Below are 15,165 nucleotides of genomic sequence, written 5' to 3' on the forward strand. Positions count from 1 at the left end.
GGTCTGAAACCTTCTTATTGGATTTATACGGTTGCGCTAATGGCGCTGAAACCGGTTTCAGAAGACACCAGAAATCAATCGTCCGTCAAGTGTTCGATGAAGCAGAGCCCGACAAAAGCCGACAAGTGGAGATCAGACCAACACGCTCAACCACGCCGAGCCCAGCAATAAAAGGCCCATGCAGCGGTTGAAGCGTTGCATCGCGCGAGGTGAGCGCAGCCAACGGGCGGAACCGGCGCCAAGCAAGGCCCAGACCCCGAGACAAGGCAGCGAAATCAGGAAAAACGCCAAGGACAAATACACAACATGCGCCAAGCGGTTTTCACCAGCGCCGGCAAATACACTGACCACTGCCAGCGCCATCATCCAGGTTTTCGGGTTGATCCATTGCAAGCTCACTGCGCCCAGCAAACCGAGGCGTTTCTCGGTGCTTTCGGCGGCAATGGCCACAGCAGGCGCGCAGAAGATTTGCCAGGCCAGATACGTCAGCCACGCCACGCCTGCCCATTGCATGAGCGTTTGTAGCATGGGCCATTCGGACAGTGACGTTCCGGCACCGGTGCCCACCAGCAACACCAGGGTTGCGGCACTGGCGCAGGCGCCCACTATGATCGGCAGGGCGGCGAAAAAGCCGAACCGGGCGCTGTTGCTCAAAATCAGAATGTTGGTCGGGCCGGGGGTGATCGAGGCCACGAAGGCGAACAGCAAGAAGGGCAGTAATGTCGGGAAAGAGGACAGCATCGCAAGCAAACTCCGGTGAAGATCAGAAAGTCGATCTTCACAATCGCGGGGCTTGCCTGTCTGGAAGATTTGAGCAGCGTTTGCGATACAACGCCGGTGTCATGCCATAGGCACGTACAAACCAGCGGCCCAAGTGGCTCTGATCGGCGAAGCCCAGCGCCATCGCCACGGTCGCCGGTTGTTCGCCACGGGCCAGCAGCCGACGCGCCGTGGCCAGGCGCAATTGCACCAGATACGCATGCGGAGCCATGCCGTAAGCCGCTTTGAACGCGCGCGTCAAACGAAAGCGGTCGACACCGGTGGCCGCGGCCAGTTGATCGAGGCCAATGTCTTGGTGTGCATGGGCGTGCAGGTACTCCCGGGCCTTTTGCGCAACCAAGGGCAGTTTCGGGTCTTCGCCATAACGGGTGCGCCAGTGCAGGTGACTGGTCAGGCGTTCAAGCAGAACAGCGAGGGCGGTCTGGCGAATAATCTTCAGTTCGCCACCGTGCAAGGTTTCAAACGCAAGACTGGCGGCATGGGCCAGACGCGCATCGCTGGCCAAGGTGTTGGCGAAACTCAGTTCGCTGTTGTCCGGCGCGTTGTCGAACACCGCACCCAGTTCACGCTTTAACCACTGCGGGTCGAGGTACAGCATGCGATAGGTAAAACCGTCGGCCGTCGGCGCCTCGCCGTCGTGAATGTCGCCCGGTTCCAGCAAAAATACCTTGCCCGGCGTGCTCTGGTGTTTCGCTCTTCGGCAATTGAATTGCTGGACGCCTTGCTCGGTCACGCCCACCAAATAACTGTCATGCCAGTGTGGGTCGTAGGCATGACCCACGAAATGCGCGCGCAAGGTCTCGATGCCGGTGTCGGCGTCCTGGGCCAGATCGAGCCAGTTTTGAGAAGTCATGCGGCACCTGCGGGGGAAATACCGGGTCATTTAACGCTTGTAGCGGGGGCTATGACTAGAACGTTTGTGCACTTTTCATCTCGGCTTTTTCTGGAAGGTCTCTTGGCGGACGAGATCTTCAACTGTCACATTTGACAGGTGTTTATGCGAGTGAAAGGTAATACAAACGAGGACCCTGATGTGCGCGGAGCGACTGAGTTGTCGAACGATTCGAAGAAAGACGCAAAAGCCGTTTTCACGACGATTTGTAGCCCGGGTCACAAAAGAGTGACCCGAATCTCGCCGACAACGGCGACCCTCACTTGGGAAGAACCCTATGCTGAATGCGCGTTGTGTCCGAATGCAATTGCATATGAGGTAGCCGGTGACGGCATAGCCAGCGTTCGTGTGGTTCGTCCGCCGTGTACGATTACTGGGTTGCAGCCAGATAGCGAATACCTCTTGAGTATTTGGGCTATCGCCGCGAGCGGTACCCAATCCTTACCGAGCCCTGTTCGAATTCTTCGTTATCGCGGCGCCAGGAGTGCGCCTGAAAACCTGAGAGTTACGGCTAATTCAAACCATTACGTCTCTATCGCTTGGGACACTCCTGATCTCAGCAATCCAACAGGATACAGGGTGGCAGTGTTAGGAAACCTGAGGGATGTAGGTGAAACATTCTACGTGCTTCACAATTTGATGCCTGGCTTGCCACTACTGTTCGGTGTTCAAGCGAAGTATGCAGGAGGCGAAAATTCGGTTTGGGTGTGGATCACGGTTATCCCGTTATAGTCGTACAGATTATCCAAACAGCCCCGCTGCAATGTTGATCGAGAACCCGAGAATGGCGGTGTTGAACAGAAAACCGATCAACGACTGCGCCAATACGATCTTGCGCATGTCCCGCGTGGCCACGCCGACATCCGAGGTTTGCACCGCCACGCCGATGGTGAACGAGAAGTACAGGAAGTCCCAGTAGTTGGGGGTCGTCAGACCTTCGGCAAAACGCAGCGCCGGCTCCTTGCCGTCCCAGGTGTAATACAACCGGGCGTAGTGCAGGCTGAAAATCACCCCGATCAACAGCCACGAACCGATCACCGTCAGCGCGGTAAAGCCGTAATGCAGCAACTTGCGGGTGCTCTCCAGGTCTTTGCTGCCGGCCAACTCGAACGTGATGGTGGCCAGGCTGGCCAGCGCCGCAATGCACACCAGCAGCAAGACCAGGCCGGCGTTTTCGTCTTCGATCTCGGCGATGCGTTTCACGTCCGGCGCTTTGGAACGCACGGTGAGCCAGGTCATCATCAGCAGGTAAAGCCAGACCCCGGTGTTCCAGCCAATGAGGATTTTGCTGGCGACCGAATCGGCCGGCACCAGAAAACCTGCCGCGATACCCAGCAAGATGGCAGCGGACAGGCGAGGGTGGGTGCGCGGGAGGAAGTACATGAAGGCTCGATGGGTGGGGGCTTTGCAGACACATTAGCTCAGGTGCCTGCAATCTTGAAATCACCGAGATCCCCTTGTGGGAGTGAGCCTGCTCGCGATGGCGGTGTATCAGTCGACATCCTTGTTGAATGTCAGCCCGTCATCGCTAGCAGGCTAGCTCCCACAGAGCTATGTGTTGGGTCAGTTTTTTTTGTGGCGTTTGTTGACCAGTTTCATCACCACGACAAAAAACACCGGCACAAACACCACCGCCAACGTCGCCGTGATCATCCCGCCGATCACCCCGGTACCAATGGCTTGTTGACTTGCCGAACTGGCCCCGGTGGCAATCGCCAGCGGCACCACGCCGAGGATGAACGCCAGTGAGGTCATGACAATCGGCCGCAACCGCAGGCGCGCGGCTTGCAGGGTGGCGTCGAGCAGGTCGTGGCCTTCGTCGTACAGGCTCTTGGCGAACTCGATGATCAGGATGGCGTTTTTCGCCGACAAGCCGATGATGGTGATCAGCCCGACTTTGAAGAACACGTCATTCGGCATCCCGCGCAAGGTCACCGCCAGCACCGCGCCGAGCACGCCCAGCGGCACCACCAGCAACACCGAGGTCGGGATCGACCAGCTCTCGTACAACGCCGCCAGGCACAGAAAGACGATCAGCAACGACAACCCGAGCAGGATCGGCGCCTGACTGCCGGACAAGCGTTCCTGCAACGACAGCCCGGTCCATTCCTGGCCCAATCCGGCCGGCCCCAACGACACCAGCCGCTCGATCTCCGCCATGGCTTCACCGGTGCTGTGACCGGGTGTCGGTTCACCGGAAATGGCGATGGCCGGGTAACCGTTGTAGCGCGTGAGTTGCGCCGGGCCTTGAATCCATTTGGCCTGGACGAACGCTGACAGCGGCACCATTTTTCCGTTGTTGTTGCGCACGTTGATTTTCAGCAGGTCGTCAACCTGGCTGCGTTGATCACCTTCAGCCTGCACCACAACGCGTTGCATCCGCCCCTGATTGGGGAAGTCGTTGATGTACGCCGAACCGACGGCGGTAGACAGCACGCCGCCGATGTCGGCAAAGGACACCCCCAAGGCATTGGCCTGTTTGCGGTCGACGATCAACTGCACTTGCGGCGCTTCGGCCAGGGCGCTTTCACGCACGTTCATCAGGATCGGGCTTTTCTCGGCCGCTGCCAGCAATTCGGTGCGGGCCTGCATCAACGTCGCATGGCCCAGGCCGCCACGGTCTTGCAGGCGGAACTCGAAACCGCTGGACGTGCCGAGGCCATCCACCGGTGGCGGCAGCACGGCGAAGGCCATGGCGTCTTTGATCTGACTCAGGGCGATGTTGGCGCGATCGGCAATCGAGCTCGCCGAATCGTCGCTGCCACGTTGCGACCAGTCCGTGAGCGTGCTGAACGCCAGCGCTGCGTTCTGCCCGCTACCGGAAAAGCTGAAGCCGAGAATCACCACGCTGTCACCGACCCCCGGTTCGCCGGCGTTGTGCGCTTCAATCAGCTCGGCCACCTGCACCGTACGGTTCTTGGTCGCGCCCGGTGGCAACTGAATGTCGGTGATGGTGTAGCCCTGATCCTCCACCGGCAAAAACGACGAGGGCAAGCGCGCAAAGCACAACCCCAGACCAATCAGCAGCACGCCGTAGATCAGCAGGTAGCGGCCGGTGCGCTTGAGTGCGTAGGCAACCCAGCCCTGGTAGCGCTCGGTCAGTTGCTCGAAGCGACGGTTGAACCAGCCAAAGAATCCGGTTTTTTCGTGATGCTCACCCTTGGCAATCGGCTTGAGCAGGGTCGCGCACAGCGCCGGGGTCAAGGTCAGGGCGAGGAAGGCCGAGAACAGGATCGACGTGGCCATCGACAGCGAGAACTGCCGGTAAATCACCCCCACCGAACCCTGCATGAACGCCATCGGAATGAACACCGCCACCAGCACCAGGGTGATGCCGATGATCGCTCCGGTAATCTGTTTCATGGCTTTGCGGGTCGCTTCTTTGGGCGACAGGCCTTCGGTGGCCATGATCCGTTCGACGTTCTCCACCACCACAATCGCGTCGTCCACCAGGATGCCGATGGCCAGCACCATGCCGAACATGGTCAGCACGTTGATCGAGAAACCCAGGGCCAGCATGGTCGCGAACGTGCCCATCAGTGCCACCGGCACCACGAGCGTAGGGATCAGCGTGTAGCGGATGTTCTGCAAGAACAGGAACATCACCGCAAACACCAACACCATGGCCTCACCCAATGTGACGAGCACTTTGGTGATCGAGACTTTGACGAAGGGCGAGGTGTCGTACGGGATCTTGTATTCGACGTTGGCCGGGAAGTAGCGCGACAGCTCGTCCATCTTCGCCCGCACCAGCGTGGCGGTGTTGAGGGCGTTGGCGCCCGGCGACAGTTGCACGCCGACGGCTGTGGAAGGCTTGCCGTTGAGGCGCGTGGAAAACTGGTAATCCTGACTGCCGATTTCGACCCGCGCCACATCGCCGATGCGCACGGTGGAGCCGTCGGAATTGGCCTTGAGCACGATGTCGGCGAATTCTTCCGGCGTCGACAATTGGCCCTTGACCAGAATGGTCGCGGTGATTTCCTGAGTGGTGCGGCTCGGCAAATCACCGATGCTGCCGGCTGAAACCTGAGCGTTCTGCGCGACGATGGCGGCGTTGACGTCGGCGGGCGTTAGGTTGAAGCCGATCAGCTTCTGCGGGTCGATCCAGATGCGCATCGCCCGCTCGGCCCCGTACAGCTGCGCCTTGCCGACACCGTCCAGACGCTTGATCTCGTTCATCACGTTGCGCGCCAGATAGTCGCTGAGTGCCACGTCGTCGAGCTTGCCGTCGCTGGAGGTGAGGGTGATCAGCAGCAGGAAACCGGCGGAGACTTTCTCCACCTGCAAACCTTGCTGGTTGACTGCTTGCGGCAGGCGCGACTCGACGACTTTCAGGCGGTTCTGTACATCAACCTGGGCCATTTCCGGGTCGGTCCCGGGCTGGAACGTCGCTTTGATCGTGGCGCTGCCGAGGCTGCTTTGCGATTCGAAATACAGCAGGTGATCAGCGCCGTTGAGTTCTTCCTCGATCAGGCTGACCACGCTTTCGTCGACGGTCTGCGCCGATGCGCCGGGGTACACGGCATAGATTTCGATCTGCGGCGGTGCAACGTCGGGGTACTGCGCCACCGGCAACTGCGGAATGGCCAGGGCGCCGGCCAGCAGGATGAACAGGGCGACCACCCAGGCGAATACCGGGCGGTCGATAAAGAACTGCGGCATAAACAAGCGTCCTGCTTACTGGCCAGAAACCTGGGCAAGTGGAAGAGGGGAGTCGTCGATCTGCACTTTTTCGCCGGGGCGGGCGTGTTGCAGGCCTTCGGTGACGATGCGGTCGCCGGGTTTGAGGCCGCTGGTGACGACCCAACGGTCGTTCTGCACCGGGCCGAGTTCGACCGGTTGCTGGCTGATACGCTGCTCGGCATCCAACAGCAGCACCTGCGCGATGCCGGCGCTGTCGCGCTGAATCGCCCGCTGCGGCACGCTGATGCCTTGCTGATTCACCGCTTGCTCCAGCCGTACCCGCACGAAACTGCCGGGCAGCAGGTCAAGGTTGGGGTTGGGGAATTCGCTGCGCAGAATGATTTGGCCGGTGCCCGGATCGACCGTGATGTCGCTGAACAACAGTTTGCCGGGCAGCGGGTAAAGGCTGCCATCGTCCTGAATCAACGTGGCTTTAGCCTGCCCCTGGCCGACCTCTTTCAACTGACCGGAACGGAACGCCCGGCGCAGGTCGTTCAGTTCACGTGTCGATTGGGTGAGGTCGGCGTGGATCGGGTTCAGTTGCTGAATCAGCGCCAGTGGTGTGGTTTCGTTCTGCCCGACCAATGCGCCTTCGGTGACCAGCGCGCGGCCGACGCGCCCGGAAATCGGTGCGGTGACGGTGGCATAGCCGAGGTTGAGTTTCGCTCGCTCTACAGCGGCTTTGTTGGCGGCGACATCGGCGATCGTGTGCCGAACGGCGACCCGGGCGTTATCGTAGTCCTGGGCGCTGATGGCATTGCCTTCGATCAGTTGGGCGTATCGCTGTTCGAGCAGCTTTGCCTGAAACGCATTGGCCTCGGACTTGCGCAGCGCGGCTTCGGCGCTGTCCAGGTCAGCCTTGAACGGTGCCGGGTCGATGCGGAACAGCACATCGCCTTTTTTCACATCGGTGCCTTCGTGGAAGGTGCGTTGCAGGACGACGCCCGCCACCCGGGCGCGCACTTCAGCGATGCGCGGCGCGGCAATACGTCCGCTCAGTTCGCTGCTGATCGACAGCGGCCGGGCTTCGATGGTTTCGACGCGAACACTGGCCAGTGGCGGCTGTTCTTCGGCGGTCGGAGCCTTGTCGCACGCGCTCAGCGCCAATGCCAGTGCGATCAGGCTGAGCCTGGCTAACAGATTCTTTGACATGAATGACCCCAATAATGACCCCCAGCATCCTACTGGGCGTCGGCGAGGGTAGCGGTGAAGCTTTGTAGGCGCTGTGTGAAATTGTGTAAGGGTTTTGCTCAGGTGTGTGTCAGGGCGTATATCCTTCAGGCCTTGAATCTTTTTGCGCCTGTCAGGGCCTCATCGCTGGCAGGCCAGCTCCCACAGTGGTTGAGGCTGCACACACATTTTGTGTTCACATCAAACCCTGTGGGAGTTGGCTTGCCAGCGACGAAGCCCTGACTGGCCACTGCACCTTCTGGAAACACCCCATGCCCAACATCCTCCTGGTCGAAGACGACACCGCCCTCGCCGAACTGATTGCCAGCTACCTGGAACGCAATGGCTACTCCGTCAGCGTTATCGGTCGTGGCGATCATGTGCGCGAGCGGGCGCGGCTCAATCCACCAGACCTGGTGATCCTCGACCTGATGCTGCCGGGCCTCGACGGCTTGCAGGTCTGCCGTTTGTTGCGCGCCGATTCGGCGTCCTTGCCGATCCTGATGCTCACCGCCCGCGACGACAGCCACGATCAGGTGCTGGGCCTGGAAATGGGTGCCGACGACTACGTCACCAAACCCTGCGAGCCGCGCGTCCTGCTGGCGCGGGTACGCACCTTGTTGCGGCGCAGCAGCCTCAGCGAGCCGCAAACCGCCAACGACCGGATCCTGATGGGCAACCTCTGTATCGATCTGTCCGAGCGCACCGTGACCTGGCGCGAGCAGTTGGTGGAACTGTCCAGCGGCGAGTACAACCTGCTCGTTGTGCTGGCCCGACATGCCGGCGAAGTGCTGAGCCGTGACCAGATCCTGCAACGCCTGCGCGGTATCGAGTTCAACGGCACCGACCGCTCGGTGGACGTGGCCATCTCCAAGCTGCGGCGCAAGTTCGACGACCATGCCGGCGAGGCGCGCAAGATCAAGACGGTGTGGGGCAAGGGCTATCTGTTCAGCCGTTCCGAGTGGGAATGCTGAGCTGATGTTCAGAATCCTCTTTCGCCTCTATCTGGTGACCATTGTCTCGTTCAGCGCGGCGATCTATCTGGTGCCGGATCTGGTGATCAAGGTCTTCCACGAACGCTTTGTCACTTACAACCTGGATTATTCCCGCGGGCTGCAAACCCTCATCGTCAAACAGTTCAAAGCGGTGCCGACCGAGCAATGGCCGGCACTGGCAGCGGAAATGGACAAGGAGTTTCACCCGCTGCACATCGTGCTCAGCGGCAACGACGATCCCGCTCTCTCTGCCGTCGAGCAGCAGAAATTGCAGCGCGGCGAGAACGTGGTGCGTGTGGGTGACTGGGGCTGGCGCACCTTGGCGGTGGCGCCGCTGAACGAGCACACCGTGGTGCAAATGGTGGTGCCGCCGGATCCGATGGACGTCAGCCTGTTGTACTGGAGCATCAACGTGTTGATCGGCGCGACCATGCTCGCGTGCCTATTGCTGTGGTTGCGCCCGCACTGGCGCGACCTGGAGCGCCTGAAAAGCGCGGCGGAACGCTTCGGCAAGGGCCACTTGAGCGAACGCACGCAGATCGCGGCCAGTTCCAACATCGGCAGCCTGGCCAATGTCTTCGACACCATGGCCGGCGACATCGAGAACCTGCTCAACCAACAGCGGGATTTGCTCAACGCCGTTTCCCATGAACTGCGCACACCGCTGACCCGTCTGGATTTTGGCTTGGCGCTGGCGCTGTCCGACGACTTGCCCGTCACCAGTCGCGAGCGCCTGCAAGGGCTGGTCGATCACATTCGTGAACTCGATGAGCTGGTGCTGGAACTGCTGTCTTACAGCCGCCTGCAAAACCCGGCGCGGGTGCCGGAGCAGGTTGAAGTGGCGCTGGATGAATTCATCGACAGCATTCTGGGCAGCGTCGATGACGAGCAATCGCCGGACATCGTCATCGACGTGTTGCTTCATGGCCAGCTCGAACGCTTCACCCTTGACCCGAGGCTGACCGCCCGCGCCCTGCAAAACCTGCTGCGCAACGCCATGCGTTACTGCGAAAAGCGCATTCAGATCGGTGTGCAGGTGTGCCCTAAGGGCTGTGAGATCTGGGTGGATGACGACGGGATTGGCATTCCGGACGACGAGCGCGAACGGATTTTCGAACCGTTCTACCGCCTCGACCGCAGCCGCGACCGTGCCACCGGCGGCTTTGGCCTGGGGCTGGCGATCAGTCGACGGGCGCTGGAGGCGCAGGGCGGTACGCTGACGGTGCAGGCATCGCCGTTGGGTGGGGCGCGGTTTCGGCTGTGGCTTCCTACACCTTAAAAACACCCGTAGCAGCTGCCGAGCCTGCGAGGCTGCGTTCGGCTGCGCAGCAGTCGCTAACCGAGTACGCAGGGTTTGCGAGGACTGCGTCCTCGAACGCAGCCTCGCGGGCTCGGCAGCTGCTACAGAACGTAGCCGGCTGCTACAGGTGGTTAAGTGTTCAGGCGGCTGCGCAGGGATTTGGCCATGACTTCCAGGTCGGGCATCGCATTGCGGCCGATCAGCATCCACGCGTGATGCATGTCGGCCCAATAGACGATGTTCATGCCATGTCGACGTTCCCGGGCGAAATGCCGGCTGCCGCTGTCTGAGCGGGTGATGCACAGCGCCAGCGGGCCGTGGACCGGGTCGAGGTAGGTGATCTGGGCGATGGGTATGCCGTCGTACTCGAGGATTTGCGCGCGCTTGAGTTCGGCGCGGGGCAAGGCCAGTTGCGCGGGAGCAAGGCTCAGGTCCAGGCTGGTCTCGATCGTACGCAGTTGCGTGCGTTGGGCGGCTACGTCGTTGGGCAAGTGGTCGAGGGTCTGCGGAATGTACAGCACCATGTAATCGGCCACCAACTGACGCCAGTTATCCTCTTCCTGACTGGCCTGCCAACCGAGGAACAACCGATCGGCCAGTACGCCACTCACCACCAGGCCCGCTGCCGCCGCGAGGAACCAGCGCCGATTGAGGGCCGGGCGGGTTGCCGGGGGCAGGGTGTCGAGCATGGCTTGCAGGCGATCCACCGGGGCCTGTCGCCCCAACTCGTCGTAGGCGGTCTTGAAGGGCAGGCTGCTGCGATTGAGCCATTGCAGACGCAGGCCGATCATCGGGTCCTCGGCAACTGCCGCGTCGATGCGCTCACGCTGTTCGGTGTCGAGTTGGTTGTCGAGGTACGCCACCAGTTGCTCGTCCGTGGGGTTCACGTTCATCGACGTTCTCCGGTCGTGGAGGGGTTCGGTACAGCTTGCAATGGCGGGTACTCGGCCAGTTTGGCCCGGGCGGTGGCCAGGCGACTCATCACGGTGCCGATGGGCACTTGCAGCACTTCGGCGACTTCGCGGTAGGACAAACCTTCGACATAGGCCAGAAACACCGTTTCGCGTTGGGTTTCCGGCAACGCATCGACGCGACGGATGACTTGCGCCGCCATCACGTGGGTTTGCGCTGCGTACTCACCGTCGAACGACAACACCTGTTCACCCTCTATCGTGCCCTGTCCGGAACGCACCCGACGCGCTCGTATTTCATTGAGCCAGATCGAATGCAGGATGCTCATCAGCCAATGGTCCATGCGCGTACCCGACTCAAACTGCGCGGCTCGTTCCAGTGCCCGCACACAAGTCGCTTGCACGAGATCTTCGGCGACATGCTTTTGTCGGGACAACAGCAACCCGTAACGCCACAAGCGCGCCAGATGTTGGCCCAGTTCTGCCCGTATTGCCTGATCGCTGGCGATAGCGACCTCCGCGTGTTCGATAAGTCAGGTTTTCGATGAGCCGTTGATGGCCTCTGCCAGGTCCTGGTACTCCTCACAGGTGGTGTTGCCACAGATCGATTTGATCTGCTGCAACTGCTCCTGTGCAAGGGCCAGATGCCCTTTGATCACGTAGGCTTCACCCAGGTATTCGCGTACTTGCGCATAGTGAGGGTCGAGTTTGACCGATTGCAGATAAAAACCGATGCCTTCGTCGGTGCGACCCAGTTTACGCGTGGCGTAGCCGCGATAGTTCAACGCCTTGGCGGTATTGGGCTGCGTGAGCGTATCAAGCAGCGCCAGGGCTTCTTCATAGCGTCCGTGCTTGGCCAACTGATAGGCGTAATCGGTGCGATCGGCGTCCGAGACGTGCTTGCTGGTTTGCTTGACGCATTTTTGCGCCTTGGTATCGAACACCTGATCCCTGGGGCACTGCGGCTTGGCGGGTGTGTCTTCCTCGCCATTGGCCCACGCCTGTGAACCAGACAGCACGACAACGAGCATCAACGGTGCCGTAAGAATCGAGAAGCGGCTATTCATCGGTAAAGCTCCACGGGTGTCAGGGTTGAGGCAACGAACAGACCGAAAGAGTTGAGTGCGGGTGATTGTCAAAACGAGAACACCCCAGCGTGAACAATTATTCATTCTAGCGCCCACAGCGTTTTGTATGCGCCGCAAGTCCAATGTGGGAGCTTGCCTGCAAGCGATGAGGCCCATCCACCCAGCAACCATCCCAAAGCAGTCCCGCATTTGGCCGAACCGCTGCCTTACTGCCCGCCACCCTGCCTTGTTATAGTTCGGGCCTCTCTTTTTGCCCGGTAAAGGATCACTAGCATGTCTCAATACACTGCGTTCACCGTCGAACTGGTCGATAAAATTGCACATGTGCAGATCAATCGCCCGGAAAAGATCAACTCGATGAACGCCGCGTTCTGGAGCGAGATCGTCGAGATTTTCCAGTGGATCGATGACACCGACGAAGTGCGCGTAGTGGTCCTCAGCGGTGCCGGCAAGCATTTCTCTTCGGGCATCGACCTGATGATGCTGGCCGGTGTGGCCAATGAAATGGGCAAGGACGTTGGCCGCAATGCGCGCTTGCTGCGACGCAAGATCCTCACTCTGCAAGCCTCATTTAATGCCGTCGATAATTGCCGTAAACCGGTGCTTGCAGCCATTCATGGCTATTGCCTGGGTGGCGCCATCGACCTGATCGCCGCGTGCGACATGCGTTACGCCGCTGAAGACGCGCAATTCTCGATCAAGGAAATCGACATCGGCATGGCCGCTGACGTCGGTACACTGCAACGCTTGCCGCGCATCATTGGTGACGGCATGCTGCGTGAACTGGCTTACACTGGTCGCACCTTTGGCGCCGATGAAGCGCGCGGTATGGGCCTGGTCAATCGCGTCTACAGCGACACCGCCAGCCTGCTTGACGGCGTCATGGGCATTGCCCGCGACATCGCGAGCAAGTCGCCGATTGCCGTCACCGGCACCAAGGAGATGATCAGCTACATGCGTGATCACCGCATTGATGACGGCCTCGAATACGTCGCCACCTGGAACGCCGCCATGTTGCAATCCACTGACTTGCGCGTGGCCATGGCCGCCCATATGAGCAAACAGAAACCCGAATTTCTGGATTGATTGAAAAATGACTTCACGCTGGACCACTGCAGTACTGGACACTGAACAACCCGGCGGCTGGGCCGTGGCACGCAGCCCCGAAGGCTTCCTGTTCGATGACAATGGCGCGCTGTTCCCGCGTGAATGGCTCAAGCGCCAGGACCTGTCGATTCTGGCCGAACATGGCATCGGCCACCTTGATGGCGAGCCGGTTTACCTGCTGGAGCTGCGCAGTTGCGCAGAAGTGCCGGGCTGCAACTGGAAAGGCTTGCGGGCGTTCATGCTCGAAGGCGATCACACGCTGTACAAGGTGCTCGGTTACGCCGCACAAATCGGCACCTGGGCCCGTGAACACCGTTTTTGCGGTAACTGCGGTCAGGCGATGACCCAAGTGCCGCGTGAGCGGGCGATGTACTGTCAGCCGTGCGATATGCGCAGTTACCCAAGGATCTCGCCGAGCATGATCGTGTTGGTGACCCGCGGTGATGAAGTGCTGTTGGCACGTTCGCCAAGATTCGTCACCGGGGTCTACAGCACATTGGCGGGGTTCGCCGAACCGGGCGAATCGGCCGAGGACTGCCTGATTCGCGAGGTGCGTGAAGAAGTGCGGATCGAGGTCAAGAATATCCAGTACCTGGGCAGCCAGTGCTGGCCGTTCCCGCACTCGATGATGCTTGGTTTCCACGCCGAGTACGCCGGTGGCGAGATCATCTGCCAGGAAGACGAAATCGAAGACGCCCAGTGGTTCAACGTATACGAGCTGCCGCCGTTGCCGGCGTCACGCTCGATTGCCCGTTACCTGATCGACGTCTACGTGGCCCGACGTTTAGGCCACGCTGAACCAGTGTTGCCAGGCTAGCCGCACGGTCAGCCCCAGCACCACGGTGATGAACACGGGGCGAATGAACTTCGCGCCGCCGCTGATGGCGGTGCGAGCGCCGAAGAAGGCGCCGACCATCAACGACGAGCCCATGCTCAGGCCGATGATCCAGTCCACCTGACCGGAAAAAATGAAGATCGACAGCGCCGCTGCGTTGCTGACGAAGTTCATGCTGCGCGCCACGCCGCTGGCTTTCACCAGGTCGATGGGGTAGAGCAACAGACTGCTGACGGTCCAGAACGCCCCGGTGCCGGGACCCGCCACGCCATCGTAGAAACCGAGGCTGAAGCCTTGGGTCGATTGCCACTTTTTCTTGATCGGTGCATTGCTGTCCAGCGGCGCTTTCGGCGTGCCGCCAAACAACAGATACACGCCACAGGCGAAGACGATCACCGGCAGCATCTTGTTCAGCCATTCCGCCGGCAGGTAGTGCGCGACCACGGCACCGGTCAGTGCGCCGACCAACGTCCCGACAATCGCGTGAGTCCACTGCGCCGGGTGGAACAGCTTGCGTCGGTAAAAGGTAAAACTGGCAATGGCCGAGCCGAAGGTCGAGCTGAGTTTGTTGGTGCCCAATACCAGGTGCGGCGGCAGGCCGGCGGTGAGCAGGGCCGGTGTCGTCAACAGGCCACCGCCGCCGGCAATGGCGTCGATAAAACCAGCAACGAAAGCGACCGCAGCCAGAATGGCCAGGGTGGTGAGGTCAACACTGAGTTCGAAAGGCATGTAATCGGCTTAATCGGCAGGTGCAGCAAAGGGCTGCGGGAAGGGCCGATATCTTACCTTCAACTGACCTGGCAGGCGACCGCGTGCTTTTGTAGGAGCTGCCGCAGGCTGCGATCTTTTGACGTTGCTTTTTAAAAGATCGCAGCCTGCGGCAGCTCCTACATATGCAGGATACGGCGCTGTTTACAGGCCCAGATCCGACAAGCCTGGATGATCATCAGGACGACGGCCCAGCGGCCAGTGGAACTTGCGCTCGCTTTCCTTGATCGGCATGTCGTTGATGCAGGCAAAACGATGGGCCATCAGGCCGTCCTCGTTGAATTCCCAGTTTTCGTTGCCGTAGGAGCGGAACCAGTTGCCCGAATCGTCGTGCCACTCATAGGCGTAACGCACGGCGATGCGATTGTCGGTGAACGCCCAGAGTTCCTTGATCAGCCGATAGTCCAGCTCCTTGGCCCATTTGCGCGTCAGAAAACCCTTGGCTTCTTCGCGGTTGTGGGCGAACTCGGCGCGGTTACGCCACTGGGTGTCCAGGGTGTAGGCCAGCGACACACGCTCCGGATCGCGGGAGTTCCAGCCGTCTTCGGCCAGGCGGATTTTTTCGATGGCCGATTCACGGGTGAACGGCGGCAATGGCGGGCGAACTTCGGCATTAGACATTTTACGGTCTCCGTA

Annotated in this window: 15 protein-coding genes; 5 read left to right on the plus strand and 10 right to left on the minus strand. The window is 60.4% G+C overall.

Annotated features, from left to right (window positions below; genetic code table 11):
• Positions 1–132 precede the first annotated feature (132 nt).
• On the minus strand, positions 133–741 hold the full coding sequence (locus KVG88_RS01640; RefSeq protein ID WP_217870084.1) for a LysE family translocator: 609 nt from the start codon (positions 739–741) through the stop codon (positions 133–135).
• Positions 742–778: 37 nt separating this feature from the next.
• Positions 779–1,633, minus strand: coding sequence for an AraC family transcriptional regulator (locus KVG88_RS01645; protein WP_217870085.1), 855 nt, complete (start codon positions 1,631–1,633; stop codon positions 779–781).
• 144 nt (positions 1,634–1,777) lie between these two features.
• On the opposite strand from KVG88_RS01645, the gene KVG88_RS31250 reads away from it, so the two are divergent.
• The gene (locus KVG88_RS31250; protein ID WP_367616822.1) at positions 1,778–2,404 is read left to right on the plus strand and encodes a fibronectin type III domain-containing protein; all 627 of its coding nucleotides are present in this window, start codon (positions 1,778–1,780) and stop codon (positions 2,402–2,404) included.
• A gap of 9 nt (positions 2,405–2,413) precedes the next feature.
• Here the strand turns inward: KVG88_RS31250 and KVG88_RS01650 are convergent, their stop codons facing one another.
• The 3 genes from KVG88_RS01650 to KVG88_RS01660 form a co-directional block, all read right to left on the minus strand.
• Entirely contained in the window at positions 2,414–3,055 is a 642-nt protein-coding gene (locus KVG88_RS01650; protein WP_217870086.1) for a DUF1345 domain-containing protein, read from the minus strand.
• 180 nt (positions 3,056–3,235) lie between these two features.
• Positions 3,236–6,334 carry a multidrug efflux RND transporter permease subunit gene (locus KVG88_RS01655; protein WP_217870087.1) on the minus strand — a complete coding sequence of 1,033 codons (3,099 nt, stop codon included), beginning with the start codon at positions 6,332–6,334 and terminating at the stop codon, positions 3,236–3,238.
• Positions 6,335–6,349: 15 nt separating this feature from the next.
• Complete coding sequence (locus KVG88_RS01660; protein WP_217870088.1) at positions 6,350–7,507, minus strand: efflux RND transporter periplasmic adaptor subunit; 1,158 nt, start codon at positions 7,505–7,507, stop codon at positions 6,350–6,352.
• A gap of 290 nt (positions 7,508–7,797) precedes the next feature.
• Between KVG88_RS01660 and KVG88_RS01665 the strand changes: the two genes are divergently transcribed.
• Positions 7,798–8,499 (plus strand): response regulator, encoded by a 702-nt coding sequence (locus tag KVG88_RS01665; RefSeq protein WP_150702242.1) that lies wholly within the window; start codon positions 7,798–7,800, stop codon positions 8,497–8,499.
• A 4-nt stretch (positions 8,500–8,503) separates the two neighbouring features.
• Positions 8,504–9,799: an ATP-binding protein gene (locus tag KVG88_RS01670; protein ID WP_217870089.1), complete on the plus strand. Its 1,296-nt coding sequence runs from the start codon at positions 8,504–8,506 to the stop codon at positions 9,797–9,799.
• A gap of 152 nt (positions 9,800–9,951) precedes the next feature.
• On the opposite strand, the gene KVG88_RS01675 is transcribed toward KVG88_RS01670, so the two are convergent.
• The 3 genes from KVG88_RS01675 to KVG88_RS01685 are packed head-to-tail and all read right to left on the minus strand — an operon-like array spanning position 9,952 to position 11,798.
• Positions 9,952–10,713, minus strand: a complete 762-nt coding sequence (locus KVG88_RS01675; RefSeq protein ID WP_217870090.1) for an anti-sigma factor family protein — start codon at positions 10,711–10,713, stop codon at positions 9,952–9,954.
• Positions 10,710–11,210: a sigma-70 family RNA polymerase sigma factor gene (locus KVG88_RS01680; protein WP_191630578.1), complete on the minus strand. Its 501-nt coding sequence runs from the start codon at positions 11,208–11,210 to the stop codon at positions 10,710–10,712. Before KVG88_RS01680 ends, KVG88_RS01675 begins: the two co-directional genes overlap by 4 nt.
• A gap of 54 nt (positions 11,211–11,264) precedes the next feature.
• Positions 11,265–11,798 (minus strand): tetratricopeptide repeat protein, encoded by a 534-nt coding sequence (locus KVG88_RS01685; protein ID WP_217870091.1) that lies wholly within the window; start codon positions 11,796–11,798, stop codon positions 11,265–11,267.
• Positions 11,799–12,092: 294 nt separating this feature from the next.
• Here KVG88_RS01685 and KVG88_RS01690 point away from each other — a divergent pair, with 294 nt between their 5' ends.
• Together KVG88_RS01690 and nudC are read left to right on the plus strand one after the other, a co-directional pair.
• The gene (locus KVG88_RS01690) at positions 12,093–12,905 is read left to right on the plus strand and encodes a crotonase/enoyl-CoA hydratase family protein (protein WP_217870092.1); all 813 of its coding nucleotides are present in this window, start codon (positions 12,093–12,095) and stop codon (positions 12,903–12,905) included.
• Between the two features lie 7 nt (positions 12,906–12,912).
• Positions 12,913–13,743 carry an NAD(+) diphosphatase gene (gene nudC / locus KVG88_RS01695; RefSeq protein WP_217870093.1) on the plus strand — a complete coding sequence of 277 codons (831 nt, stop codon included), beginning with the start codon at positions 12,913–12,915 and terminating at the stop codon, positions 13,741–13,743.
• Here nudC and KVG88_RS01700 read toward each other — a convergent pair.
• Complete coding sequence (locus KVG88_RS01700) at positions 13,711–14,490, minus strand: TSUP family transporter (protein WP_217870094.1); 780 nt, start codon at positions 14,488–14,490, stop codon at positions 13,711–13,713. The two genes, nudC and KVG88_RS01700, sit on opposite strands and share 33 nt — an antisense overlap.
• A gap of 183 nt (positions 14,491–14,673) precedes the next feature.
• Positions 14,674–15,150 (minus strand): nuclear transport factor 2 family protein, encoded by a 477-nt coding sequence (locus KVG88_RS01705; RefSeq protein WP_217870095.1) that lies wholly within the window; start codon positions 15,148–15,150, stop codon positions 14,674–14,676.
• Between the last annotated feature and the right edge of the window lie 15 nt (positions 15,151–15,165).

This window comes from Pseudomonas azerbaijanoccidentalis (assembly GCF_019145495.1).
GTDB lineage: Bacteria > Pseudomonadota > Gammaproteobacteria > Pseudomonadales > Pseudomonadaceae > Aquipseudomonas > Aquipseudomonas azerbaijanoccidentalis.

Bases quoted from the DNA above. Each gene is read 5' to 3' on its own strand.
- KVG88_RS01640 (WP_217870084.1), bottom strand. From the start codon at position 741: ATGCTGTCCTCTTTCCCGACATTACTGCCCTTCTTGCTGTTCGCCTTC.
- KVG88_RS01645 (WP_217870085.1), bottom strand. From the start codon at position 1,633: ATGACTTCTCAAAACTGGCTCGATCTGGCCCAGGACGCCGACACCGGC.
- KVG88_RS31250 (WP_367616822.1), top strand. From the start codon at position 1,778: ATGCGAGTGAAAGGTAATACAAACGAGGACCCTGATGTGCGCGGAGCG.
- KVG88_RS01650 (WP_217870086.1), bottom strand. From the start codon at position 3,055: ATGTACTTCCTCCCGCGCACCCACCCTCGCCTGTCCGCTGCCATCTTG.
- KVG88_RS01655 (WP_217870087.1), bottom strand. From the start codon at position 6,334: ATGCCGCAGTTCTTTATCGACCGCCCGGTATTCGCCTGGGTGGTCGCC.
- KVG88_RS01660 (WP_217870088.1), bottom strand. From the start codon at position 7,507: ATGTCAAAGAATCTGTTAGCCAGGCTCAGCCTGATCGCACTGGCATTG.
- KVG88_RS01665 (WP_150702242.1), top strand. From the start codon at position 7,798: ATGCCCAACATCCTCCTGGTCGAAGACGACACCGCCCTCGCCGAACTG.
- KVG88_RS01670 (WP_217870089.1), top strand. From the start codon at position 8,504: ATGTTCAGAATCCTCTTTCGCCTCTATCTGGTGACCATTGTCTCGTTC.
- KVG88_RS01675 (WP_217870090.1), bottom strand. From the start codon at position 10,713: ATGAACGTGAACCCCACGGACGAGCAACTGGTGGCGTACCTCGACAAC.
- KVG88_RS01685 (WP_217870091.1), bottom strand. From the start codon at position 11,798: ATGAATAGCCGCTTCTCGATTCTTACGGCACCGTTGATGCTCGTTGTC.
- KVG88_RS01690 (WP_217870092.1), top strand. From the start codon at position 12,093: ATGTCTCAATACACTGCGTTCACCGTCGAACTGGTCGATAAAATTGCA.
- nudC (WP_217870093.1), top strand. From the start codon at position 12,913: ATGACTTCACGCTGGACCACTGCAGTACTGGACACTGAACAACCCGGC.
- KVG88_RS01700 (WP_217870094.1), bottom strand. From the start codon at position 14,490: ATGCCTTTCGAACTCAGTGTTGACCTCACCACCCTGGCCATTCTGGCT.
- KVG88_RS01705 (WP_217870095.1), bottom strand. From the start codon at position 15,150: ATGTCTAATGCCGAAGTTCGCCCGCCATTGCCGCCGTTCACCCGTGAA.